The sequence below is a fragment of the Bradyrhizobium diazoefficiens genome, from assembly GCF_016616885.1.
In the GTDB taxonomy this organism is placed as follows: Bacteria; Pseudomonadota; Alphaproteobacteria; order Rhizobiales; family Xanthobacteraceae; genus Bradyrhizobium; species Bradyrhizobium diazoefficiens_F.
Genome location: NZ_CP067102.1, coordinates 3,731,150 through 3,753,492, shown reverse-complemented (window position 1 = coordinate 3,753,492; position 22,343 = coordinate 3,731,150). Strand labels below are relative to the sequence as shown.

Annotated in this window: 21 protein-coding genes, 1 tRNA gene and 1 pseudogene; 11 read left to right on the top strand and 12 right to left on the bottom strand. The window is 64.1% G+C overall.

Annotation, left to right across the window (positions count from 1 at the left end):
* Window positions 1–7: 7 nt before the first annotated feature.
* Complete coding sequence (locus tag JJC00_RS17285; protein ID WP_246774239.1) at window positions 8–1,816, bottom strand: DUF3363 domain-containing protein; 1,809 nt, start codon at window positions 1,814–1,816, stop codon at window positions 8–10.
* 647 nt (window positions 1,817–2,463) lie between these two features.
* On the opposite strand from JJC00_RS17285, the gene tnpA reads away from it, so the two are divergent.
* The 4 genes from tnpA to JJC00_RS17270 all read left to right on the top strand — a co-directional run bounded on the left by tnpA (window position 2,464) and on the right by JJC00_RS17270 (window position 3,701).
* On the top strand, window positions 2,464–2,829 hold the full coding sequence (gene tnpA, locus JJC00_RS38980) for an IS66 family insertion sequence element accessory protein TnpA (RefSeq protein ID WP_433996510.1): 366 nt from the start codon (window positions 2,464–2,466) through the stop codon (window positions 2,827–2,829).
* Between the two features lie 182 nt (window positions 2,830–3,011).
* Window positions 3,012–3,314: a transposase gene (locus JJC00_RS38975; RefSeq protein WP_433996509.1), complete on the top strand. Its 303-nt coding sequence runs from the start codon at window positions 3,012–3,014 to the stop codon at window positions 3,312–3,314.
* Between the two features lie 80 nt (window positions 3,315–3,394).
* Window positions 3,395–3,541 carry a hypothetical protein gene (locus tag JJC00_RS17275; protein ID WP_200473693.1) on the top strand — a complete coding sequence of 49 codons (147 nt, stop codon included), beginning with the start codon at window positions 3,395–3,397 and terminating at the stop codon, window positions 3,539–3,541.
* The gene (locus JJC00_RS17270; RefSeq protein ID WP_200473692.1) at window positions 3,525–3,701 is read left to right on the top strand and encodes an IS66 family transposase; all 177 of its coding nucleotides are present in this window, start codon (window positions 3,525–3,527) and stop codon (window positions 3,699–3,701) included. The genes JJC00_RS17275 and JJC00_RS17270 overlap by 17 nt, the downstream gene beginning before the upstream one ends.
* A 471-nt stretch (window positions 3,702–4,172) precedes the next feature.
* Here JJC00_RS17270 and JJC00_RS38150 read toward each other — a convergent pair.
* Window positions 4,173–4,422, bottom strand: a pseudogene (locus JJC00_RS38150) (helix-turn-helix transcriptional regulator).
* Between the two features lie 774 nt (window positions 4,423–5,196).
* On the opposite strand from JJC00_RS38150, the gene JJC00_RS17265 reads away from it, so the two are divergent.
* The gene (locus JJC00_RS17265) at window positions 5,197–5,418 is read left to right on the top strand and encodes a hypothetical protein (RefSeq protein ID WP_200473691.1); all 222 of its coding nucleotides are present in this window, start codon (window positions 5,197–5,199) and stop codon (window positions 5,416–5,418) included.
* 72 nt (window positions 5,419–5,490) lie between these two features.
* Window positions 5,491–6,999 (top strand): tyrosine-type recombinase/integrase, encoded by a 1,509-nt coding sequence (locus JJC00_RS17260; RefSeq protein ID WP_200473690.1) that lies wholly within the window; start codon window positions 5,491–5,493, stop codon window positions 6,997–6,999.
* Window positions 7,000–7,025: 26 nt separating this feature from the next.
* Here the strand turns inward: JJC00_RS17260 and JJC00_RS17255 are convergent.
* Together JJC00_RS17255 and JJC00_RS17250 are read right to left on the bottom strand one after the other, a co-directional pair.
* Window positions 7,026–7,110, bottom strand: a tRNA-Leu gene (locus JJC00_RS17255).
* Window positions 7,111–7,273: 163 nt separating this feature from the next.
* Window positions 7,274–7,516: a FliM/FliN family flagellar motor switch protein gene (locus JJC00_RS17250; protein WP_011088012.1), complete on the bottom strand. Its 243-nt coding sequence runs from the start codon at window positions 7,514–7,516 to the stop codon at window positions 7,274–7,276.
* A gap of 67 nt (window positions 7,517–7,583) precedes the next feature.
* Here JJC00_RS17250 and lipB point away from each other — a divergent pair, with 67 nt between their 5' ends.
* A complete protein-coding gene (gene lipB / locus JJC00_RS17245; RefSeq protein WP_200473689.1) occupies window positions 7,584–8,321 on the top strand; it encodes a lipoyl(octanoyl) transferase LipB in 738 nt (245 codons plus the stop codon).
* 197 nt (window positions 8,322–8,518) lie between these two features.
* Window positions 8,519–9,232, top strand: coding sequence for a DNA helicase (locus JJC00_RS17240; RefSeq protein WP_200473688.1), 714 nt, complete (start codon window positions 8,519–8,521; stop codon window positions 9,230–9,232).
* 44 nt (window positions 9,233–9,276) lie between these two features.
* Here the strand turns inward: JJC00_RS17240 and JJC00_RS17235 are convergent, their stop codons facing one another.
* Window positions 9,277–9,699: a tautomerase family protein gene (locus JJC00_RS17235; protein WP_200473687.1), complete on the bottom strand. Its 423-nt coding sequence runs from the start codon at window positions 9,697–9,699 to the stop codon at window positions 9,277–9,279.
* A gap of 112 nt (window positions 9,700–9,811) precedes the next feature.
* On the opposite strand from JJC00_RS17235, the gene JJC00_RS17230 reads away from it, so the two are divergent.
* Complete coding sequence (locus tag JJC00_RS17230; RefSeq protein WP_200473686.1) at window positions 9,812–10,666, top strand: LysR family transcriptional regulator; 855 nt, start codon at window positions 9,812–9,814, stop codon at window positions 10,664–10,666.
* Window positions 10,667–10,673: 7 nt separating this feature from the next.
* Here the strand turns inward: JJC00_RS17230 and JJC00_RS17225 are convergent, their stop codons facing one another.
* From JJC00_RS17225 to JJC00_RS17215, 3 genes are read right to left on the bottom strand one after another with little or no spacing between them, the layout of a single operon-like run.
* Complete coding sequence (locus JJC00_RS17225; RefSeq protein WP_200473685.1) at window positions 10,674–12,110, bottom strand: TIGR01777 family oxidoreductase; 1,437 nt, start codon at window positions 12,108–12,110, stop codon at window positions 10,674–10,676.
* Window positions 12,107–12,772, bottom strand: coding sequence for a DUF4166 domain-containing protein (locus JJC00_RS17220; RefSeq protein ID WP_200473684.1), 666 nt, complete (start codon window positions 12,770–12,772; stop codon window positions 12,107–12,109). Before JJC00_RS17220 ends, JJC00_RS17225 begins: the two co-directional genes overlap by 4 nt.
* Window positions 12,773–12,788: 16 nt before the next feature.
* The gene (locus JJC00_RS17215; protein ID WP_200473683.1) at window positions 12,789–13,346 is read right to left on the bottom strand and encodes a GbsR/MarR family transcriptional regulator; all 558 of its coding nucleotides are present in this window, start codon (window positions 13,344–13,346) and stop codon (window positions 12,789–12,791) included.
* Between the two features lie 152 nt (window positions 13,347–13,498).
* Between JJC00_RS17215 and JJC00_RS17210 the strand changes: the two genes are divergently transcribed.
* Window positions 13,499–15,022: a PAS domain-containing sensor histidine kinase gene (locus tag JJC00_RS17210; protein WP_200473682.1), complete on the top strand. Its 1,524-nt coding sequence runs from the start codon at window positions 13,499–13,501 to the stop codon at window positions 15,020–15,022.
* Between the two features lie 6 nt (window positions 15,023–15,028).
* On the opposite strand, the gene JJC00_RS17205 is transcribed toward JJC00_RS17210, so the two are convergent.
* The 4 genes from JJC00_RS17205 to JJC00_RS17190 form a co-directional block, all read right to left on the bottom strand.
* Window positions 15,029–15,328 carry an acylphosphatase gene (locus JJC00_RS17205; RefSeq protein ID WP_200473681.1) on the bottom strand — a complete coding sequence of 100 codons (300 nt, stop codon included), beginning with the start codon at window positions 15,326–15,328 and terminating at the stop codon, window positions 15,029–15,031.
* Window positions 15,325–16,191 (bottom strand): isocitrate lyase/PEP mutase family protein, encoded by an 867-nt coding sequence (locus JJC00_RS17200; RefSeq protein ID WP_200473680.1) that lies wholly within the window; start codon window positions 16,189–16,191, stop codon window positions 15,325–15,327. Before JJC00_RS17200 ends, JJC00_RS17205 begins: the two co-directional genes overlap by 4 nt.
* Before the next feature lie 82 nt (window positions 16,192–16,273).
* Entirely contained in the window at window positions 16,274–18,289 is a 2,016-nt protein-coding gene (locus JJC00_RS17195; RefSeq protein ID WP_200473679.1) for an acetyl-CoA carboxylase biotin carboxylase subunit, read from the bottom strand.
* A 178-nt stretch (window positions 18,290–18,467) separates the two neighbouring features.
* Entirely contained in the window at window positions 18,468–19,538 is a 1,071-nt protein-coding gene (locus JJC00_RS17190) for a zinc-binding metallopeptidase family protein (protein ID WP_200473678.1), read from the bottom strand.
* Between the two features lie 215 nt (window positions 19,539–19,753).
* On the opposite strand from JJC00_RS17190, the gene JJC00_RS17185 reads away from it, so the two are divergent.
* Window positions 19,754–22,231, top strand: a complete 2,478-nt coding sequence (locus JJC00_RS17185; RefSeq protein WP_200473677.1) for a PAS domain-containing hybrid sensor histidine kinase/response regulator — start codon at window positions 19,754–19,756, stop codon at window positions 22,229–22,231.
* Window positions 22,232–22,343: the final 112 nt, after the last annotated feature.

Sequence of the window (22,343 nt, the reverse complement as noted above, 5' to 3'; positions counted from 1 at the left end):
CTTCTGCTCACAATCCCAGGCCACGCTTTCTGCCCAAGCTCCACTCGATGCCGCCATCATTGCGCATGAGGCCGGAGATGTGCTGCCCGATGCGGTTGTTGAGCACGGGCTGCCACGGCACGAGACTGAAGCCGAGGCCGCCATCGCCGCTTCGGGTTTCAATGATGGCGAACCGACCGCTGGATAGTTGGGTGGAGCCGACAAGCTGGCCGGTGACGTAGTTGCCGGGAACAGCGGGCCGCCATTGCAATCCGCGTTCGGCGGCGAGCACCTTGCCGGCTCGTTCGATGTCGGCGGCCTCAAGCCGCTGTATCAGGTCCTTTGGCGCCCGGACGTGGCCGTTACCGAGGTCGGTAACGCGGCCCGCGTCCACAAGGGCACGTCTGCGTTGATCCAGCGCTGCCCTTACCTCCAGCCCGAACCCCTCGCCGGCGAGCGCGATGCGCTCGCGGGAAACCAGCTCGCGGTCGAGCCAGGTCGCTCCGTCATGCCCGATCTGCTGGTCAAGGCCGGTAGACGACAGGACGCTTATTCGAATGTTCGCGCAGTCCCGTGCGAGATCGTAGGCTTGACCGCGCTCGGGGAGATCGGCGGGGACATGCCAGCGATCCGCGTCGATCCGCTCCGCATGGCCGGCACGACGCAGCGCCTCCAGCCGGCGGACATGGGAGCGAACGAAGGCCTCCGGGTCGCAGCCGATGCGGTCGATGGCCGCTCGCGCCCGCTCCAGATGCTCGGACGGGCGATAGACGCCTTCTTGACCTGCGACGTCGATGATGTTGCGGTCCGCCGCGCGTGGCCCGGGAGGGGCAGAGCCGGCCACGACAATCATGCCCCGACCGATTTCCTCGGCGCGGGCGGCATCCATCTCGATGTGATGCACGCGCCCATCCACGCCATCGATCACCAGCCGGACCCGCTCGCCCATCTCGTCGCCGCCAAGCCCCTTGTCGAGCACGCGGCCAACGATGCGCTCGGTCGCGTTCTCGCGGTGCAGGACGTAGCGCGCCGGATGGCGGTCCTCCGCCAAACCTTCGCGCTCCAGTGCCCGGTGCATGGTCTTGATGATGTCGCCGCGCTCGCCAAGCTCCCGCAGCACCGGCTCCGCCTTGGGCGATACGATCCATCGGCCGGTTTCGATCTCCGTCGCCAGTCCCATGCGCTCCAGTTTGCGCGCCCGCTCGATCAGTAGCGCGCGGTTCTGGCGGAACGTGTCGCGCATGTCCTGGTCGGGGCGCAGGTCGGTAAACTCCTTCCCCTGCTGCTCGGCAATCAGCATCCGGTCGAGGCGGGTGAAGCGGTCGGCATCCACTTCCCGCTCCAGCTGCTTCGTCACCTCAAGCTCGGTCTGCCGGCCCAGTTCCAGTGTGACGATTTCGCTCGCGCGCTCGCGAATACCGTAAGCGATATAGTCGCCGGCGATGTTGAGGGTCTTGCCGTCGTCGGTGACGCCGCGCACCAGAATATGGGTGTGTGGGTGACCGGTGTTGTGGTGGTCGACTGCGATCCAGTCGAGATTGGTCCCGAGGTCGGCCTCCATCTGCTTCATCAGATTGCGGGTGGTCTCACGCGGATCGGCCAGCTCCATCCCTTCCTCAGCGGAGACGATGAAGCGGAACTGATGCCGGTCCGCGCGGCCCCGGTCGAGGAAGCTGCGGCCATCCTCCACGTCGCGCTCACCCGAATAGACCTGGCCCTTCTCACCATTCTTCGTCACGCCGTCCCGCTCGAGATAGCGCAGATGCGCGTCCACCGCCTTGGCGCTGACGAACTGCCGGCTGCGCGCCGCTCCGCGCTGCGGATTGAACTTCACCACGCGAGCCTTCACCGCAACGCGCCGCGCCCGTGTGCGCACTCCGCTTCCGTCTCGGCTCCACCCATTCCGGTCCATTAGCGTCAGCGCTGTCGCAGCGCCTCGGCCTCGCGCATTGAACCGGCCGCTTCCCTTTCCGGTCCTAGCCAAGCGGTCCGGGTTGCCGCCCGCCCGACGTATGGCCTGTTGGACCTCGCCGAGGAAGCTGACCGGGCGTGCGCGCCCCCCTCCAAGCCAACGCACACGTGTCCCTACGCTACCATGATCCGGGACCTTACCGGGGCGGATGCGAAAGTCGTCTTCATTGCTCGCCATAAGACGACGATCAGGGGTCGAAAAACACCGAGCAAGAGCCGCACGACACTCGTCGCACAGCAGCGCAGATATACCTGTGTCGGCGTAGACGCTGCGGTCTCTCCTTCGTCGCACATTGCGTACGGTGCCGCTTGGACTATTGCAAACGAAAGGAAAAGTGTCGGGAGCGCCCCCGGCCCACCTCACTGCACGCGCGGCGAGCTCGGCAAAACAATGTGCAGACAAACACTTAGGAACGAAGTTCCGGCAGCGAGGCAACTCGCTTTATCTTGCCGTCAATCCCGGCCGTCGAGCCGTCGTAAGCGTTCGAGTCCTGCACACCTTCCCCTCGTGTGATGTCGTTCCATTTCGGTTTCTCTGCTGCTCTGGAGATTCTCCGGTGTCCGAAACACTTCCAAAATAAAGCGCAACGCGGGTGGTCGTTGCACGTCGACACGTGGCGCCGAAGCGGTCTCGGGATCCGCAAATATTGTTGTGAGCAGCGTCTCGCGGAGAACACGTTTTGCCGTTGGCTGAAGCAGCTTGCCGGCGAAGACACCGCACGTAACTCGCGGAAGATCAGACGGAATTTCGCCGCGAGAAGCGCCGGAAAGAACCAACAAGAGCGCTGCGAAAGTAAAAGCAGCAACGGCTTTCGGTCAGCACGGACTTCCGCAACCGCGCGACACAGGCGTTCTGGGCGATGCATGTGGAGGCGATGAATTGGAGCGGAATTGGCGTCCGTGCCTACGCCGCCGCGATGCAAGCTGTCGCCGCATTCGTTGCGCAAATGGTGTGACCGACTGGATACCGGCGAGGTCGCATCGGCTAGCCCGCGCATCTTCACCCCTCCGCCCGCCCGGACGTTAGCACTAGTGTTAGGGACTCAACTCCCGAAAGGAGCTTGACAGCCGCGGAAATCGGCGATCCGACGGCGCCCGCCGACCCCATCCGACGCTTCTTCAGCGACGCGGAGAAGCTCGCGATCGCGAGGGAAACCGAGCAGCCGAGCGCCAAGGTATCTGCCGTTGCCCGCAAGCACGGGATCGTCACCGGGCTGCTGTTCCGCCGCCATGTACAATTTGGCACTGAGCAAAAAAAGCGCGCGAAACTCGCCGACATCGTGCTCGCGCCAACACGCCAACACAGCGGAGACGCAGGTTCTGCGCAACCTCGTACGTCCGCCCGAGCGAATGGTGGCCGTTGACCTGGCTGGTGGAGGTCGTGTCTTTGCTCCAGTTGTCCAGATGCTATGCGAGCGCAGATCGAGAGCGGAGAGATTGCGCCATGATGTTCAATCCTGCGGGCGCAAAAGTGCACATGGCGCTGGGGCTAAGCCACATGAGAAAGGGCATGGACGGGCCGGCAATACTGGTCCAGGACGTACTGAAGAACGAGCCATTCGCCCGCTACCTCTTTGCATCGCAGTGCTGAGCTTCCCACAACGCATCTTGCGCGATCCAAAGGCGTCCTGCACGTTAAAGGCTATGCTGGCTTCGAACATTTGACCAGCAAAGATGACGTCGCGCTGACTGCGTGCTCGGCACACACGAGGCGCAAGTTTTACAAGTTCGTCGAAACCGGTTCCGGTTGAGGCGTTGCGTCGAATCTGAGAACTCTATGCAATCGATGCACGACTCCGCGGAAAGTCTCCTGCTCAACGGCTTGCCAAGCGGCGTTCCTTCTCGAAGCCGATTGTGGAGGCGCCTCATACCTGGCTCGAAGCGCGCAACCTCCACGCCTGCCTGCAACCAGCACGTACGACATTTGCAGGCCCCATCGCAATCGTAGGCCGTCCAGCTTGCCGTCGCAGTGCAATTGCCGGCACGGTGATGATGGTCCTTGCCGCAGTCTCCCCATAGTTCAACTTTCTGCACTCCCCACAATCGACCCACGAGAACGCCGGTACGCAGAGCGCGGTCCTCCCAATGATGCGCCGGTTGTCGCTGGGTGGTGCGGCGCAACGCGCTCGCATTGGCTTGCACCTGCGCCGCACGAGCAATACGGTTGGCTACGAGCGCGTTCGAAGCTCAAGGACGACTTGTACCCTACATTCTGCTTGCACTCACCTATCGCGACGCCGTGCAGGTGACGGCCCGATGCTTGGATCAGAGGTGGAAGTCTTGAGGTCCGGAGTCAGCCCAAGCCAGCAGATCCGCAAGCGCATACACTACGCGGCCTCCAATCTTCCGATAGAGGGGACCGGTGCCATAAGTACGATGCTTTTCCAACGTCCGTGCTGACAGGCTGAGAAAGCGAACTGCCTCTTTGGTGCACAGGTAGCGCGGCGGGGGAACGTATATTGAGTTCAGCATGACAGTTTCTCCTTGTGAGACGCCGCCACAAGGCGGCGCTCACAATTGCCCCCGTTTCACACTCCAGCGCGGCAAGCACCGCGCACGACACGTTTGTTCCCGCGCAAAACACTAGCCGATATGTGACTCCAGCCTTGCTGTTGATCGTGCATGCCGGCGAATTTCGGCCACTTCATTGCGATAATTTCTGCACTCTGCGGCCACGTCCCTTAACGTCGGGACGAAAGCCGTGATTGTCGGATCGGCTCGCCACATGCGATCGAGCAACGCCAGCATGCTCGCTCCGAGCTCGACCACGAGTGAGTCGTTGACGCACCAATGTTCACGGGTCGGAAGCGCAACATTCTCCGAGTTACCCGTCCGATTTCCACTCCAATCTAGCCGAATGCCGGACGGAGAACTCTTTACTCTTTTATCCGTAGCTTCCTCAGTTTTCATTTCGATGCTTGAGCTGCAGCAGGGCGCGGTCCAAGTGACAATTTCCGTGATGTATCGGATGCAATTTTCGAGACGGATGCCGTGGCGGTTTTGATCTGGAATATGCTTCGAACGAAGCCGGGGGCTTGCGCGCTACTCGAAGAGACCAACGAGTCCTCCACCGCAACCGCGTCTCGTCGGCCGCTGATTGGGTACCGGCTGCGCGGACCATCAGCCCGGCGTTCGGGTCAGTGTGTTGGTCGCGCGCCGACCGCCTTCGGGACGATCGGCGGCACATGACGGGGAAGTACTCGAGTCGGATGGCGCTGAATTTTACACGACTATAGGAGAAGCGTCATGCCGCGGCGTCCAGCCAAGGTCACACAAGCAGACCTTGCCCGCGCGATCCGCGCCGCGAAGGAAGCCGGCGCCTGCGCGGTCACGGTCGATGGAGAGGGCGTTATTCGGATCGCCCTGACGGCAAGCGCCGCGCAGATCAAGCCTACAGGCGATCCTGACGAGATATGGGTTCCATCTAAGACGTTGCGGCGCTACCTGAAACGCACCGAAAGCGGGTGAAACGCACCTTATGCAATTGATGCGGAGTCAACGCATCATTAGACTCCAAGCATTGGTCCACGGAGAAAGCCAATGCTTGGAGACGAACCCCGCAGTCCCCGCGCGCCTGGGGATCTGCGCAGGTATCTCTACTTCGATTATTCCGCGCGGGGCGCGCTGCGCTGGTACGTGAAGGTGAGCGCCAAGGGCCGCCGGATCGGCATCAGTGAGGAATACGGCACCGAAGGGTTCGACCTCGCCTACGAAGCGGCGATCGCAACGCTCGGCGGGGTGAAGCGAATGCGTCGGGTCAAGCCCACCATGAAACCGGACCAGCCGGAGCGGCGCTATCTTCATATCGACGTCAGCCAATGGGGCCAGGTGCGCTATTATGTGCAACTGCGCAACAAGCTGCCGAAGATCCGGATCAAGGCCGAACTCGGCACGCCCGAGTTTGACGCCGAGGTCGATACTGCCGTCGCCGCACAGATCGCGCTGTATGGCAACGAGGGCGACTACATCAACGCGCAGAAGCAGCGCAATGAGTCCCGCCCTACTCTGCCCGCGACGCCGCCGAAGCCGGGTACTCTGCGATGGTACTGGAGCGCGTACAAGCAAAGCGACCATTGGCTCGGCGATCTGAGCGTCGGGCAGGAGGGGCTTGCGGACTCGACACGGCTTCAGCGCACTGGGCTAATCGAGTCGCTGCTGCCTGAAAATGGCGAGAAGCCGTTTGCGGTCCTGACCCGCAAGGTCATCAAGGCAGAGATGAAGGCGCGAACACCGGCACAGGCCGGCAACTTGCTGTCGGCGCTGCGCGGTATGATCCGCTGGATGATCGAGGAAGGTCATCTCGACGAAGACGACGATCCGACCATCGGGCTGAAATCGGGCAAGGGGAAGGCGAGCCGCGAAAGCGGCGGTTTCCTGCCCTGGACCGAGGACGACATGGCGCTCTTTCGGGCGAAGTGGCCGCTTGGCACTGAGGCGCGGCTGATGTTCGACATCCTGCACTACACCTTCCTGCGCCTTGGCGACGCGCACCGCTTCGGGCCGCCGCATCTCCGACAGGTCGTCCGCAAGATGGCCGTGCAGATCACTACCGAGAAGAGCCGCGGCAACACCACCGTGACGGTGCCGGTGCACCCGGAATTTGCGGGCAGCCTGCGGATGGCGCGGGCGGCGGGGATCGTCGGCGTGGAGGTGTTCACCGGCAAGACGGTGCGCGGCCGGGTGCAGCCGATGAACAAGAAGGCGTGGGCGATGAAGTTCAAGAAGTACGCGGTCCTGGCCGGCGTCAACGAGCCCAAGAAAAGCTGCCATGGGGTCCGCAAGGCGCGGGCCGAGGTCGCGGCGTACGCCGATTGCACAGAGAGCCAGATGATGGCGATGTTTGGATGGACCGATCCGAAAATGCCGGCGCACTACATAGCGCAGGCGAACCGGGAGAAGCTCGGGATTAGCGGCATGGAGAAGATCGTGGCGTTCGATCAGAGCCAGTCGCTGGACGACTTCATGCCGGTGCCCGATGCGAACAGGGCCGGAACGTCAGGTGAGAACAGAGTAGTAACTTTGCGTAGAAAATTCCACAAAAAACCTTAGCGATTTCAAGCTTAAAGCTGGGTTTATGGTGCGCTCGGAGGGACTCGAACCCCCACGATTTTACTCACTGCCACCTCAAGGCAGCGCGTCTACCAATTCCGCCACGAGCGCTTTGGGGATGCCGGCTTAGGGCTTGAGGCCTGCCGGATCAACGGCGCCGATCTAACAAATCCATCAGTGGGGTACAAGCCTGGAAAGGCCCTGAATTCCACAAGCTTGGCAGGAAAGTTCCTGCCCCTGCCCCGTAAGCGCCCCTCACCACGTGCCCCGGGCCCTACCGGGTCCCAGGCGTCCGCGGCAGCATCTGCTTGACCTCGACCGCGATCCGGTTGCGGTCGACCAGCACGACGCCGGAGGCCACCGGCAGATTGTTGGCGAGAACCTTGACCTCGTCGGCCTCGGTAGCGTCCAGCTCGATGATGGCGCCGCGGGAAAGACGTAATACTTGATGGATCGGCATGGTGGTCGTCCCGAGGACGACCATGAGATCCACGGTAACTTTATCAAGTGTGGGCACTGTCAGGACCGCCGCAACTGGGGACTTGGATTTGCTCCCGCGATGATCACCACGTTATGGTTAGCTAATGGTTAATTCGCCTCAAAACCCCCGCCAAGAGCTCGATTTGACGTCGTTTTCCGCCACAGACGGCGACCCCGTCGAATGGCGAATCTCGGATGCGCCGGTGCCCTATCCCGAGGCCGTGGCCGAAATGGAGGCGCGCGTCGCTGCGATTGCGGCTGGCGAGGCGCCGGAGCTGGTCTGGCTGCTCGAACACCCGCCGCTCTACACCTCGGGGACCTCCGGCAAGGACTCCGACCTGCTCGATCCCCGATTCCCGACCTTTGCGACGGGGCGCGGCGGCCAACTCACCTATCACGGCCCGGGCCAGCGGGTGGCCTACATCATGCTCGACCTCAAGCGCCGCCGGCCGGACGTGCGGGCCTATGTCGCGAGCCTGGAAGAACTGATCCTGAAGACGCTCGCCGCCTTCAACATCCGCGGCGAGCGGCGCGAGGACCGGGTCGGCGTCTGGGTGAAGCGCCCAGACAAGGGAGCCGACCACGAGGACAAGATCGCGGCGATCGGCGTGCGGCTAAAGCGCTGGGTCTCGTTCCACGGCATCGCCATCAATGTCGAGCCGGAGCTTTCGCATTTTGCCGGCATCGTGCCCTGCGGCGTTGCCGATCCCCGCTACGGCGTCACCTCGCTGGTCGACCTCGGCCAGCTGGTGACCATGGCCGATCTCGATGTCGCGCTTCGGCAGGCATTTGAAGAGCTGTTCGGGCCGACCCGCGCGCTGCTGCCGGAAGCGGCCGCCTGACGCATTCCTGTTGAAGACACGCCGCGCGCGTTCTTCATCGGCGCGAATCGGTTACGCTCGCGTCCGGTGCCGCCCACGCCTCCCCCCTCCGCCGGGAAAGCAGACCTCATGCCGGGCGACCAAACCATCGGACCGACTGTTCGAGCGCCAAGCATAAGGAGGGATTGCGTTTCAGCTCGCAATGGGAGGTTTTGACGATGAAGTTGTCTGCCCCGATTTATCATCTGAAGCGAAAAGCGAAGCGCCTGTCCCGCGACGAAGGCATTCCGCTCCATGACGCGCTTGATCGTATCGCCACGACGGAAGGATTTTCCGTCTGGAGCATGCTCGCGGCGAAAACCGCCGCCGCGACACCGGCCAACAAGCTGTTCCCGCAATTTAGGCCGGGCGACCTCGTGCTGGTCGGAGCACGCCCCGGTCAGGGCAAGACGTTGATGAGCCTCGAACTCGCCGTGGAGGCCATGAAGTCCGGCCATCGTGCCGCGTTCTTCTCGCTCGAATACACCGCGAAAGACGTGCTGGACCGCTTGCGGGCGATCGGCGTGGAGCCGGCGGAGTTCGACAAACTCTTCGAGATCGATTGCTCCGACGCCATCAGCGCCGACTACATCGTCAAGCAAATGGCGACAGCTCCGCGCGGCACAGTCGTGGTGATCGACTATCTGCAACTGCTCGACCAAAGACGGGAAAACCCCGATCTCACCGTTCAGGTGCGGGCACTAAAGTCCTTTGCGCGCGACAAGGGGCCGATCGTCGTCTTCGTCTCGCAGATTGACCGGGCCTATGATCCCGCGATCAAGCCCTGCCCCGATCTCAGCGACGTCAGGCTGCCGAACCCGCTGGACCTGAAACTGTTCGACAAGATGTGTTTCATGAACGAGTCCGAGGTTCAGTTCCGCGCGGCGAGCTGACGACAAAAGCCGCGGGTGAGATGGCTCACCCGCGGCTTGCAGCCTCACGCCTCAGCCAGCGACACGTCGAGCTTGCCGGCGATGTAGCGCCGCTCCTGGGTCAGGCCGCCAAAGCCATAGGCGTCGCCCTTGACCTCGTCGACGTGCAGGTACGTCTCGGGATGCAGCGGGCCCAAAATCTCGGCCATGCGCTTGAACATCGCCGCTAGATAAGCCGCCTTCTCGTCCTTGGTATTGGTGCCCTCGGAGACGTGAATGTCGATCCAGTAGCTGGCCAGCTTCTGCTCGGCGAGCGACTTGCCGCCGGCGAACCAGTCACCGGCATCGACCGGCTTCACGATGATGGCGGTGACCTCCGGATCCTTGTGCAGGATTTTTGCGGTGAGTTCGGAGACGGCATTAGCGATGTCGGCCTTCAGCGAGGGCGACTGGCGGGACGAAGTGTAGGACACGGTGATCAGGGGCATGGTCGTTCTCCTCAGGATGTCGCGCGGTTTTGCGCGGCGTTGGGCAGAAGCTAGACCTCCCCCTTTCATTTTGATATCTTATCTCTGTTGATACCAGTGATAAGAATCCATAATGGCAGCGACACTCGACATCGCCACCGTCCAGGCCTTCCTGCTGGTCGCCGACCTCCAGAGTTTTACGCGTGCGGCCGAAGCGCTCGGCACCACGCAAGCCGCGGTCAGTCTCAAGCTGCAGCGGTTGGAGACATTGCTGGGCAAACGTCTCGTCGAACGTTCGCCGCGCGCAGTCCGCCTCACCGCCGACGGCGCCAGCTTCCTCGATCGCGCCCGCGCGCTGATCGCCGCGCATGACCGCGCGCTGTCGGGCGAGGCAGCGGCCGCACAGTCGCTCTCGCTCGGCATCTCCGATCACGCAGCCGGCCCTGAACTGGTGCCCCTGCTGGAACGGCTGCACGCGATGTCGTCGAACCTCACCCTCGCCGTCACCATCGGCTTCTCGCGCGAGATGCAGGATGTCTATGATGCCGGCCAGTTGGATGCGGTGATCGTGCGCCAGGAAGGCAGCCGCCGCGGCGGTGAGAAACTGACGGAGGACGAATTCGGCTGGTTCGCGTCGCGACGCCTGGCTCTGCCGAAGGGCGAAGCACTGCCGCTTGCGACGCTCGCCCCGCCCTGCGGCGTCCGGGCGATTGCCGTGCGCGCGCTCGACAAGGCAGGCCTCATCTGGCGCGAGCGCTTCGTCGGCGGCGGTGTCACCGCGGTGGTCGCAGCCGCACTTGCCGGACTTGCGATCGCGCCGCTGGCGCGACGGATCGCGCCTCACGGGTTGGTCGATATCGGACCCGCGCACAAGTTGCCGAAACTCGGCAGCTCAAAGGTGATGCTGCATTCGAAGGTCAGCGATCCCGCCAAGCTCGCGGCGTTGCGTGCGGTGGCGGCGACGTTTCGGAGTGTGGCCGCCACCTGACATCACCTCACAAGATCGCCTCGAACGCGCTGCGCAGCGTTTCGTGCCTGAAGACAAAACCGCGGCTCAGCGCCTTGTTCGGCAGCACGCGCTGACCGCCGAGCAGGAGCTCGTCGGCGAAGCCGCCGCCGATCCGGCGCAGCAAGCCACCGGGAATGCGGAACACCGCAGGCCGATGCAGGCGGCGACCGAGCTCCTCGGTAAACTTTGCGTTGGTGACGGGGATCGGCGCGGTAGCATTCACAGGCCCGGCGAGATCGGGCGTCGCCATCACATAGGCGATCAGCCGGATCAGATCATCGCGCTCGATCCAGGACATCCACTGCCGCCCGGTGCCGAGCGGACCGCCGAGCCCGAACTCGAACGGCGTCAGCATCCGCGTGATGAAGCCGCCTTCGGTGCCGAGCACGAGGCCGATACGCAAATTGACCACGCGGACGCCAAGCTCCTCCGCCGGCCGAGCCGCCTTCTCCCAGGCTGCGCAGAGCTCGTGGCTGAAGCAGGCGTGCGATTTGGCCGACTCCGTCAGCACCTGGTCGGCCCATAGGCCGTACCAGCCGATCGCGGAGCCGCTGACGAGCACCTCGGGCTTGCGCTCGAGCCGCGCGATCAGCTTGACGACCTCGCCGGTCATGTCAATGCGCGAGCCAAGAATCTTCGCGCGCTTCGCCTCGGTCCAGAGGCCGTTGCCGATCGGCTCGCCGGCGAGATTGACGATGGCGTCGATTGGCGTGTCCGCGGCAAGCTGATCGAGGCTGGTGATCAGCGTGACCGGTGGCGGCAGCATCTCCGCCTTCGCGGGGGTGCGAATGAGCGCGATGACGTGATGCCCTGCTCCGCCGACGCTCGCCGCAAGGCGGCTGCCGATGAATCCGGTGGCACCTGTGATCAGCACAGTCTTACGGCCGGAGATCTTCTCGACAAGCCCGTCTGCGGGAACGCTCTTCATGCGGCCGAGCCGGCGCACCGCGGCAAAATCCCTGACGCCGCAGAGCGCAGCGCCGACCGCGCAGGCGCTCGCGGCGATGCTGAGCAGGCCCTGATACACCACGCGCACGCCAAAGGGCTGCATCGCCCACTCGATCAGCACCGGCAGAAGCAGCACCAGGATCGCGCCGTAGTTGATCGCGAGCAGCGTATGATTGATCCGCTCGCTCGGCGGCAGCTTTCGGCTCAGATCCTCCTCGACGAAATCCATCAGCGTGATGACGATCTCGGCGACGAGGACCGCGACGATCGCCAGCGCCAGCACGCCATAGACCCCCAACCAGCCGAGCAGCAGGAATAGCAGCGCATAAAGCATGTTGCGAATGGCGTGCAGTTTCAGCTCGAAACGCTGCGACGGGCGCCAGGCCAGGCGCTCGGTGAACTCGTGGTGATAGAAGGTGTCGAACACGCCCATCACAATCTGGATGGCAATGAGCGTCCACAGTAGCGGAGTCATGACACGGCCTCCCTGAACACGGCGGACTGGCGGATCAGCGCGCCGTAACGCGGATGAATGACATCGAGGGTGAAGCGGAACGCGCCCTCGCCGAGATCCGAATGCGTGACCGTGAGATCGCCTGGCGTGAGCCATTGCGGCAGCGGGATCCACAGGCGCCCGAGCTGCAGGCCGTAAGCAGCGCTGCGGAAGGTCAGCGCCTCGCCTTCCACCGCGATGCGGAGCGCCATGGAGACGCCGAAGCCGACATATTCCTCGAGCCCGGTCGGGCCGGCGAAGCGCTTGGCGGAATGGATCACCTGCGGAAAGCCGCGCTTGCGCGCGCAGATGCGGGTCCAGGTCTGGCCGCCGGTCGCGCCGTCCTCGGTGACAGTCACCATCATGGGCACGCCGGTGTCGCGGCCGGTCGGCAGCGGGCCACCAATCAGGCGCGCGGCCTGGGCGAACCACCAGCCCATGTCGCTGAAGCCGACCTCGTCGACGATTCCGAAATAGACCACGCTGTCGCCGTCAGCGACGCGCTTGGAAAAGCGTCGCCAGGTTGCGAGCGGCAGCCGGCCCCAATCCTCGTCCGACAGCAGCGCTCGGAAGCGGCGGTCGTCGAGCAGTTTGATGTGAGCGGAGGGAGGTGCGTTGGAGCCTGATAATCTCGCCGACGTCATCGCACCCTCCTCGGAACTATTTGGCCTTGCCCAGCGGCAGCAGGTTGGCGATCTTTTCGCCAAGCCGCATCAAGGCGACGAGCCGCGGGCGCGGCACTTTCAGCATCTGCATGAACCAGTGGTCGGCGAGCTCCGTGAAGGCGAGCATCTCCTTCAGCCGTTTGCTCGCGACCGGATTGATGGTCGGATCCTCAGCGGCATCGGACACGCAGGCCCTGAGCGCCGTGATCGCGGGATCAAGCTCCCGCTCTTTGCGCCGCGCCGCGATGCGGGCTGCGACCTCCCAGATGTCGGTCTCCGCTTCGTAATGATCGCGGCGGTCGCCGAGGATCGGCACCCGCCGGATCAGGTTCCAGGCGAGCAGCTCCTTCAGCGAGTTGGAAACGTTCGAGCGCGCCATGCCGAGCGTGTCGGCGATGTCCTCGGCCGTCATCGGCGCCTCGGCGAGATAGAGCAGCCCGTGGATCTGGCTGACCGAGCGATTGACGCCCCACTGATCCCCCATGTCGCCCCAATGCAGGATGAAGCGCTCGACGGCGGTGGGGAGTTTCTTCTTTTCGGTTATTTCTGTCATGACAGAAATATCTGATGAATGAGATTGCGTGTCAAGTGCCGCAATCGCCTTGCTTCCTGCATACCCGTCCCCTCGATTTGCCTAAAAATGTTCCAGAGAACGGGAACCAAACGCCATCTGCAACGTTTGCTCCGGTCGAGGCGGGGTTTGGAATGGTCAAAAGGTCCAGTCAACAGAGAGACTTGTTCGAAAACGAGCGAAGTTTCCGGTTGTTGGTTGAGGGAGTCGCGGATTACGCGCTCTACATGCTCGACCCCACCGGCATCATCACCAGCTGGAACATCGGCGGCGAGCGCATCAAGGGCTATTCGCCCGAGGAGATCGTCGGCCAGCATTTCTCGCGCTTCTACACCGAGACCGACCGCGCCAACGGCAAGCCGGCCCGTGCCCTTGGCATCGCCCGGGACCAGGGCCGCTATGAGGAGGAAGGCTGGCGCGTCCGCAAGGACGGCTCCTTCTTCTGGGCAAGCGTCGTGATCGACCCGATCTATGAGGGCGGCGCGCTCGTCGGCTTCGCCAAGATCACCCGCGACATCACCGAGCGGCGCAACACGCAGATCAAGCTCGAGGAGATGCAGAGGCGGCTTGCGGAGTCGCAGAAATTCGATGCGCTCGGCCAGCTCACCGGCGGCCTCGCGCACGACTTCAACAACCTGCTGATGATCATCACCGGCAGCCTTCACGTCCTGAAGAAGGGCGACGTCGGCGACGAGAAGTTTCAGCGCGCGATCTCGGCGATCGAGACCGCCACCAAGCGCGGCGCCGCGCTGACGGGGCAGCTCCTGACCTTCGCGCGGCGGCAAAGCGTCAATCCGCAGCCGATCCATTTTGTCGACCGCATCGAGGCGATCCGCGAAGTGCTGTATGCCGGCGCCGGCAGCGCCGTTCGCCTCGCCTTCGACATCGAACGCGACGTCTGGCCGGTCAAGGCCGACGTCTCCGAGTTCGAGACGGGGCTGCTCAACCTCGTCATCAATGCGCGCGACGCCATGCCCGACGGCGGCACGGTGACGATCGGCGCGCACAACATCGTGCTGGACGATCCGCTCCACAGCGGCGAGTACGTCGCCATTACCGTCGCCGATACCGGGCTCGGCATCCCCTCCGACGTCGTCGACAAGATTTTTGAGCCGTTCTTCACGACCAAGCCGGTCGGCAAAGGCACTGGCCTCGGCCTGTCGCAGGTGCACGGCTTTGCGCATCAGGCCGGTGGCACGATCAAGGTCGAAAGCGAGCTCGGCAAAGGCACCACGTTCACCATCCTGCTGCCGCGCGCAACCGGGGCCGCACCGAGCGATGAAACGCTCGAGACTGCGCCGGCGCGCGGCAGTGGCACGGTGCTGCTGGTCGAAGACAATCCCGATGTCGCCCTTGTCAGCACCGGTTTGCTGGAGCAGCTCGGCTATCGCGTGCGCCGGGTCGCGGATGCCGAATCCGCGCTGCGCGAGCTCGAGAACAATGGCGTCGACTTCGTCTTCTCCGACATCGTCATGCCCGGCAAGATGGACGGGCTCGGCCTCGCCCACCGCCTGCGCCAGATCCGCCCCGACCTGCCGATCCTGCTCGCCAGCGGCTACAGCGAAGCCGCCGCCGGCGTGCGCAGCGATTTCCCAATCCTGCGCAAGCCATATGAAATCCACGAGCTCAGCGAGGCGATCTCGAAGCTGCCGCGGTGAGCGCGACTAAATCGTCGGCAACACCGAGAACGCTTCTCCAGCCCTGCGCAGGTTCAGCTCATCGATGCTCGCGGTCTCACTCGTCACGCTGTCCACCCGCGAGGACGGAGGTCCGTGGCGACACAGTGCGACCATGTCGGCGACCTGTTTCGGCGCTCCCGCGAACAGCGCTTCCACGCTGCCGTCGCGACGATTGCGGACCCAGCCTTCCAGGCCGCACGTCACAGCCTGAGATTCAACCCAGGCCCGATAGCCGACGCCTTGGACGCGGCCGCAGATCACGACTTGAAGGATCGCGCGGCTCATTTTTTCAGCCCGAGGAGATCGGCGCTGCGCGCTTTGACTTCGGCGTCGCGCATGACGCGATTGGTCAGCTCCGTTGACGGCGATCCCTTCAGCGCTTTCGGCGCCGTGCCCTCGCGCAATGCTTTCTGGACGTCGTAAACCGCCTGCGTCGCCGCCGCGATCGGCGCGTGGCCCTGAAGCGCGATGCGGACGCGCTGTCGGGCGAGATAGTCGATCGCGTTCAGTTCGTCCGGCGCGCCACCGAGCACGATCGGCAGACGCGTCGCGGATACGATGGTCTCGAGCTCGGCGCGCGACTTGATGCCGGTGAAGAACAGCGCATCGACGCCGGTGGCTTCATAGGCCTTGGCACGGCGGATCGCGTCCTCAATCGAGCTGATCGAGGCCGCACCGGTGCGGCCCATGATGACCAGCGTGGGATCGCCGCGGCCGTCGAGCGCCGCCTTCATCTTGCCGACCCCCTCCTCCAGCGAGATCAGCTGTGCCTTGGCTTCGCCAAAGGCCGCCGGCAGCAGCGTGTCCTCGATGGTGAGACCGGCCGCCCCCGCCGTCTCCAGCTCCTGCACCGTGCGGCGCACGTTCAGCGCATTGCCATAGCCGTGATCGGCATCGACCAGCACCGGCAGCGCCGCGGCACGCGACATCCGCCGCATCTGCTCGGCCAGCTCGGTGAGCGTGATCAGGGTGACATCGGGATCGCCAAGCACGGCGAGCGAGGCGACCGAGCCGCCGAACATGCCAAGCGGAAAGCCAAGATCCTCGGCAATGCGGATCGAAATCGCGTCATAGACTGAGCCGGGATGGACGCAGGTCCCGCCCAACAGGATGGAACGCAGTTTCTCGCGACGGGAACGAAAGGCCATGCTTGCCTCACTCTCAACTGTTGCGACGCAGCCCGCAATGACGGCAATCGTGGGGCCCAGCGAAGAGCCCCACTCACACGCTTTACGCAAACTCCAAAATCAGCGCGTCCACCGCGAGCGTCGCGCCGGCGCTGGCGTGGATCTTCTTCACGGTGCCGTCCTGCTCGGCACGGAGCACATTCTGCATCTTCATGGCCTCGACCACGGCCAGTGTCTCGCCGGCCTTGACTTCCTGGCCTTCGGTCACAGCGATCGAGACGATGAGTCCGGGCATCGGACACAGCAGCTTCTTGCCGGTGTCGGAGGCCGTCGTCACCGGCATCAGCTTCGCCGAGGCGGCTTCCGCTTCGGTCCAGACATAGACCGGCACCTCGACGCCCTGATGCGCGAGGCGGATGCCGTTGGCGATCGGGCGCGCCTGCACCGCGACGAAATGGCCGTCGATGGTGCCCTGCCAGACCGGATCACCCGGCTTCCACGGCGACTGCAGCAAATGCGCATTGCCAGCCTTGCTCTCGGCGTCGACGAACCGCACCGCGATCGCCTCACCTTCGCGAGCGACCTCGAGCAAAATCTCCTGGTGGTCGAGCCAGACCGCGCGGCGGCGCTCGCGCTGCACGATGCGTCCGCCCATCTGGCCGGAGATCTGCCGCTTGCGCTCACCGAGCACGTGATCGATGGCGGCGCCGACCGCGGCGATCCGTCGCGCGACCTCACCGTCGGGCACGCGCACTGCAAAGCCCTTGGGGAATTCCTCGGCGATGAAGCCGGTGGACAGATTGCCCTCGCGCCAGCGCGGATGATGCATCAGCGCCGACAGGAACGGGATGTTGTGGCGGATGCCGTCGACATAAAATGAATCCAGCGCGGTCGCCTGCGCCTCGATCGCAGCCGCGCGCGACGGCGCATGCGTGACGAGTTTTGCGATCATCGGATCATAGTGGATCGAGATCTCGCCGCCCTCCTGCACGCCGGTGTCGTTGCGCACCGTGATGCCGTCCTGGCTGACTTCGGCCGGCGGGCGATACTTCACCAGACGCCCGATCGAGGGCAGGAAGTTGCGGAACGGGTCTTCGGCGTAGAGGCGCGATTCCACGGCCCAGCCGGTCAACGTGACGTCCTTCTGCGCGATGGCGAGCTTCTCGCCCGCGGCAACGCGGATCATCTGCTCGACCAGATCGACGCCGGTGACGAGCTCGGTGACGGGATGCTCGACCTGGAGGCGCGTGTTCATCTCGAGGAAGTAGAAGCTCTTGTCCTGGCCAGCGACGAACTCGACCGTGCCGGCGGAATCGTAGTTCACGGCCTTGGCCAGCGCGACCGCCTGCTCACCCATCTTGCGGCGGGTGGCTTCGTCGAGCAGCGGCGACGGCGCCTCCTCGATGACCTTCTGGTTGCGGCGCTGGATCGAGCATTCGCGCTCGCCGAGATGGATGACGTTGCCGTGCTTGTCGCCCAGCACCTGGATCTCGATGTGACGGGGATCGACGATGAACTTTTCGACGAAGACGCGGTCGTCGCCGAACGACGCCTTGGCCTCGGCCTTGGCGAGTTTGAACCCTTCCGCGACCTCGGTCTTCGAATGTGCGATGCGCATGCCCTTGCCGCCGCCGCCGGCGGAGGCCTTGATCATCACGGGATAGCCGATCTCGTCGGATATCCGCACCGCGTGCTTGTCGTCCTCGATGACGCCGAGATAGCCCGGCACGGTCGAGACCTTGGCTTTCGCAGCCGCCTTCTTGGATTCGATCTTGTCGCCCATCGCGGCGATCGCGCCTGGGTTCGGGCCGATGAAGACGATGCCGGCGGCTTCCAGCGCGCGCGGAAAGGCCTCGCGCTCGGACAGGAAGCCGTAGCCGGGATGCACGGCCTCGGCGCCGGCCTTGCGGCAGGCCTCGACGATCTTCTCGATCACCAGATAGCTCTCGGCCGCCGCCGGCGGACCGATCAGCACGGCCTCGTCGGCCATCTCGACATGGAGGGCGTCGCGGTCGGCCTCGGAATAGACGGCAACCGTCTGAACTCCCATCCGGCGCGCGGTCTTGATGACCCGGCAGGCGATTTCGCCGCGATTGGCGATCAGGATGCGTTTGAACATTGTTTGTCTTGAGTTTCGTCCCTTGGGCGGGACCCCTCCCGGGCCATTGGCGGGCCGATCGGACGGGGCCGTATCCTGTCGTGGTACAGCAAAATGGGCCGGAGGCAACGGCCAAAATCCGGCCACTCCGGCGTACCAGCGCAAGACCGGAGCGGGCCTGGTGAGTCCCTGGCACGGCCTATGGCTTTCCCGCCTTGGCCACGTCCCGGACCAGGTTGTGGATGAAGCCCAGTTTGGCGACCACGGCCGAAGACAGGATGAAGGGATAGAGGTCGCGCAAGCCCATGGCGCGGTTGACGCTGTTCATGGCGAAGGTGAAGGGCAGCCATGCGTCGACGATTGCCTGAACGTCCCGTGCCTCGTAGGGGTTGAACCGGATCCGCGTCGACAACTCCCCGTCGCGGTCGACCTTGGGGCGCACCTCCATGCCGAACTCGCCAGCCATCTCCAGCGTATCGACGATGTGGAGGTAGTGCGCCCAGGTCTCGGCAAAGTCTTCCCAGGGATGCGTCGTCGCATAAGACGACACATAGCTCTGCTGCCAATCCGGCGGCGCGCCTTCGGCATAGTGGCGTTGCAGGGCCTCACCATAATCGACGGAATCGTCGCCGAACACCGCGCGGCATTCTTCCAGCTTGCCGCCGTCGTGCACCAGCACATCCCAGAAATAATGCCCGACCTCGTGGCGGAAATGGCCCAGCAGCGTCCGGTACGGCTCGCCCATCTCCAGCCTGCGCCGCTCGCGCTCGATGGTATCGGTCTCGGTGAGCGCGATCGTGATCAGGCCGTTGTCGTGGCCGGTCATGACCTTCTGTCCGCTGTTGGGATCGTCGGCGAGGAAATTGAAGATCAGGCCGTGCTCGGGATTGTCCTGCCGGGTCTGGAGCGGCAACTTCCAGCGGATCAGAGAGTAGAACAGCCTGTGCTTCGCCACCTCCAGCTCGCGCCAACCGGCGAGCTGCGCGGGGTCGGACAGATCAGGCACAATGCCGTTGTGACGGCAGGCGCGGCAATAGCCGGTGGTATCGCTGGCATCGGTCAGCCAGTTGCAGGCGTCATACTCGGCATTGCGGCACAGCATCCGCCCCCTGCTCTTGTCGGCGAGCGTGGCCCAGCCCTCCCCGTCGGGCTCGATCGCCGACATCGTCTCCTTCTCCGGCAGGAAGGCGACCTTGTGGCCGCAACGTTCGCAGGCGCGGTTCTCGAAATAGAGAACATTGCCGCAGGCCTGGCAGACAAAGAGCTTCAAGATTTAGCCTCTTGGAAAAGGGAGTCTTACGAATATCAGTTGCGACGCCTCGCACATACGCGCGCCGACGGTTCATCGTTCCAATATTCGGAACAAATAGCCAGACCCCGCGTTCGCTCATACCCGCCACATGCCTTCCGACGCGCCATTTCCCTGCTTAGTCCCTTTTGAGCAATGGCTCTCACGCTTTGTCTGTGTGAATATCGGGTCGGCACGTGCGCTCCCGCATCACAACGGCCGACGCCTTGAACGATCCTTTGCCCGAGACCATTGCCGCCGAAAGGCTGCGCCAGTACCTCCAAGACATCGCGCGAGAGCGCGATGAAGCCTATCGCGCGCTCCAGGAGCGCGAGGCGGAGTTGGCGCGCATCCAGCGCATTGGCAAGGTCGGCGGGCTCGAGGTCGACTTCCGCGAAGGCTTCAAGAACCGCCGCTCGCCGGAATATCTGATGATCCACGGGCTGCCGCCCGAGGCCGTCGACGAGAGCCACGAAGACTGGGTCAGCCGCATCCATCCCGACGACCGCGACGCTGCGGTACAACACTTCTTCGAGGCGCTGGCCGGGACCAGCGAGGACTACACCGCCGAATACCGCATCATCCGCCCCAGCGACCGCGAAACCCGCTGGATCCGCGTCGTCGCCAAGATCGAGCGCGATAGCGAGGGCCGCGCCATCCGCCTCGTCGGCGCCCACATCGACGTCACCGACCAGATGCTGGTGCGCGAGACCTTGCGCGAGAGCGAGGAGCGGTTTCGGCTGATCGCCGACAGCGCGCCGGTGCCGATCTGGGTGACGAAGCTCGACCGCACACGCTCCTTCGCCAACCAGGCCTATGTCGATTTCGTCGGCCTGCCCTACGACCAGGCCATCGCCTTCGACTGGCGCAAGGTGCTGCATCCGGACGACCTGCCGCATGTGCTGCAACAATCGGTCCAGGGTGAAGCCTCGCTCAAGCCCTTCGTGCTGGAGGCGCGCTACAAGGATGCCTCCGGCGAATGGCGCTGGCTGCGCTCGGAATCGCAGCCGCGCTGGGACCCGACCGGCAAGCACATCGGCTTCATCGGTGTCGCCCACGACATCACCGCGGCCAAGCAGGCCGAAATCGAGCTTCGGCAGCTCAACGAGACGCTGGAAGAGCGCATCGTCCAGCGCACCGCCGAGCTCGAATCCAACGAAGCGCGACTGCGCGCGATCCTAGGGACCAGCAACCAGTATCAGGGCCTGGTCAACCTCAACGGCGAGCTGCTTTACGCTAACAAGACCGCGCTCGACGGCATACGCGCCGTGGCGAACGACGTCATCGGAAAGCCGTTCTGGGACACGCCCTGGTTCACAGCGACCCATGGCATGAGCGCAACTGTGCGCGAAGCCTTCGACACCGTTCTCAAGGGCCAAGCGGTGCGGATGGAGATGCGGCTGCGCCTTCCGATCGGCGAGCGCGATTTCGACTTCGGCATGCGTCCCGTGCTCGACCGCCACGGCAACATCACCGGCGCGGTGCCTGAAGCCGTCGATATCACCGAGCGACGCCGCGGCGAGGAGGCGCTGCGGCAATCGCAGAAGATGGAGGCGATCGGCCAGCTCACCGGCGGCGTCGCGCACGATTTCAACAACCTCCTCACCATCATCCGCTCGGCGACCGACTTCCTGCGCCGGCGCGAATTGCCGGAGGAGCGCCGCCGCCGCTACGTCGATGCCATCTCCGACACGGTCGAGCGCGCCTCAAAACTGACCGCGCAGCTTTTGGCGTTCGCACGCCGGCAGCCGCTGAAGCCGCAGATCTTCAACGTCGGCAGCCAGGTCGAGGGCGTGGCTCAGCTGGTCCGCCCTCTGGTCGGCGGCCGCATCGAGATCGTGGTCGAGATCGACGAGGCCGACTGCTTCACCGTCGCCGACATCGCCCAGTTCGAGACCGCACTGATCAACCTCGCCATCAATGCCCGCGACGCCATGGACAGCGAAGGTCGCCTCACCATCGCCGTGCGCAAGGTCGAGGGCATCCCGAACCTGCGTACGCAGTCGGCGCGCGGCGGCGATTATGTCGCAATCTCGGTGGCGGATACCGGTTGCGGCATCGCGCCGCAAAACATCGACGCCATCTTCGAGCCGTTCTTCACCACCAAGGAGGTCGGCAAAGGCACCGGCCTCGGCCTCAGCCAGGCGTTCGGCTTCGCAAAGCAGTCCGAGGGCGATATTGCGGTGACGAGCACGCACGGACAGGGTGCGACCTTCACGATCTACCTGCCGCAGGCGCAGAGCCCGGCCGCCGAGAAGGAAGCCGCGTCGCTCACCAGCGAAAGCTCCACCACCGGGCGCGGTTACCGCGTGCTCGTGGTCGAGGACAATGACGATGTCGGCCAGTTCTCGACCGAACTTCTGGAAGATCTCGGCTATGTCGTCCGCCGCGTTGCCAACGCCAATGCTGCGCTGGCGATCCTCGGCGAGAACGAGTTCGCCGTCGATCTGGTGTTCTCCGACGTCATCATGCCCGGCATGAACGGCGTCGAGCTCGCCGGCATCATCCGCGAGCGCTACCCGGGCCTGCCCGTCGTGCTCACCAGCGGCTACAGCAACGTGCTCGCCGAAAACGCCCATCGCGGCTTCGAGCTGATCCAGAAACCGTACTCGGTGGAATCGCTCTCGCGCATTTTGCGCAAGGCGATCACGGAGAAGCTGTCGGTGGCAAGGTGAGTGCGACGTTCACGAGAAGCTGCCACAAATTCCGTCATTGCGAGCGCAGCGAAGCAACCCAGACTGCATCCGCGGAAGGACTCTGGATTGCTTCGCTGCGCTCGCAATGACG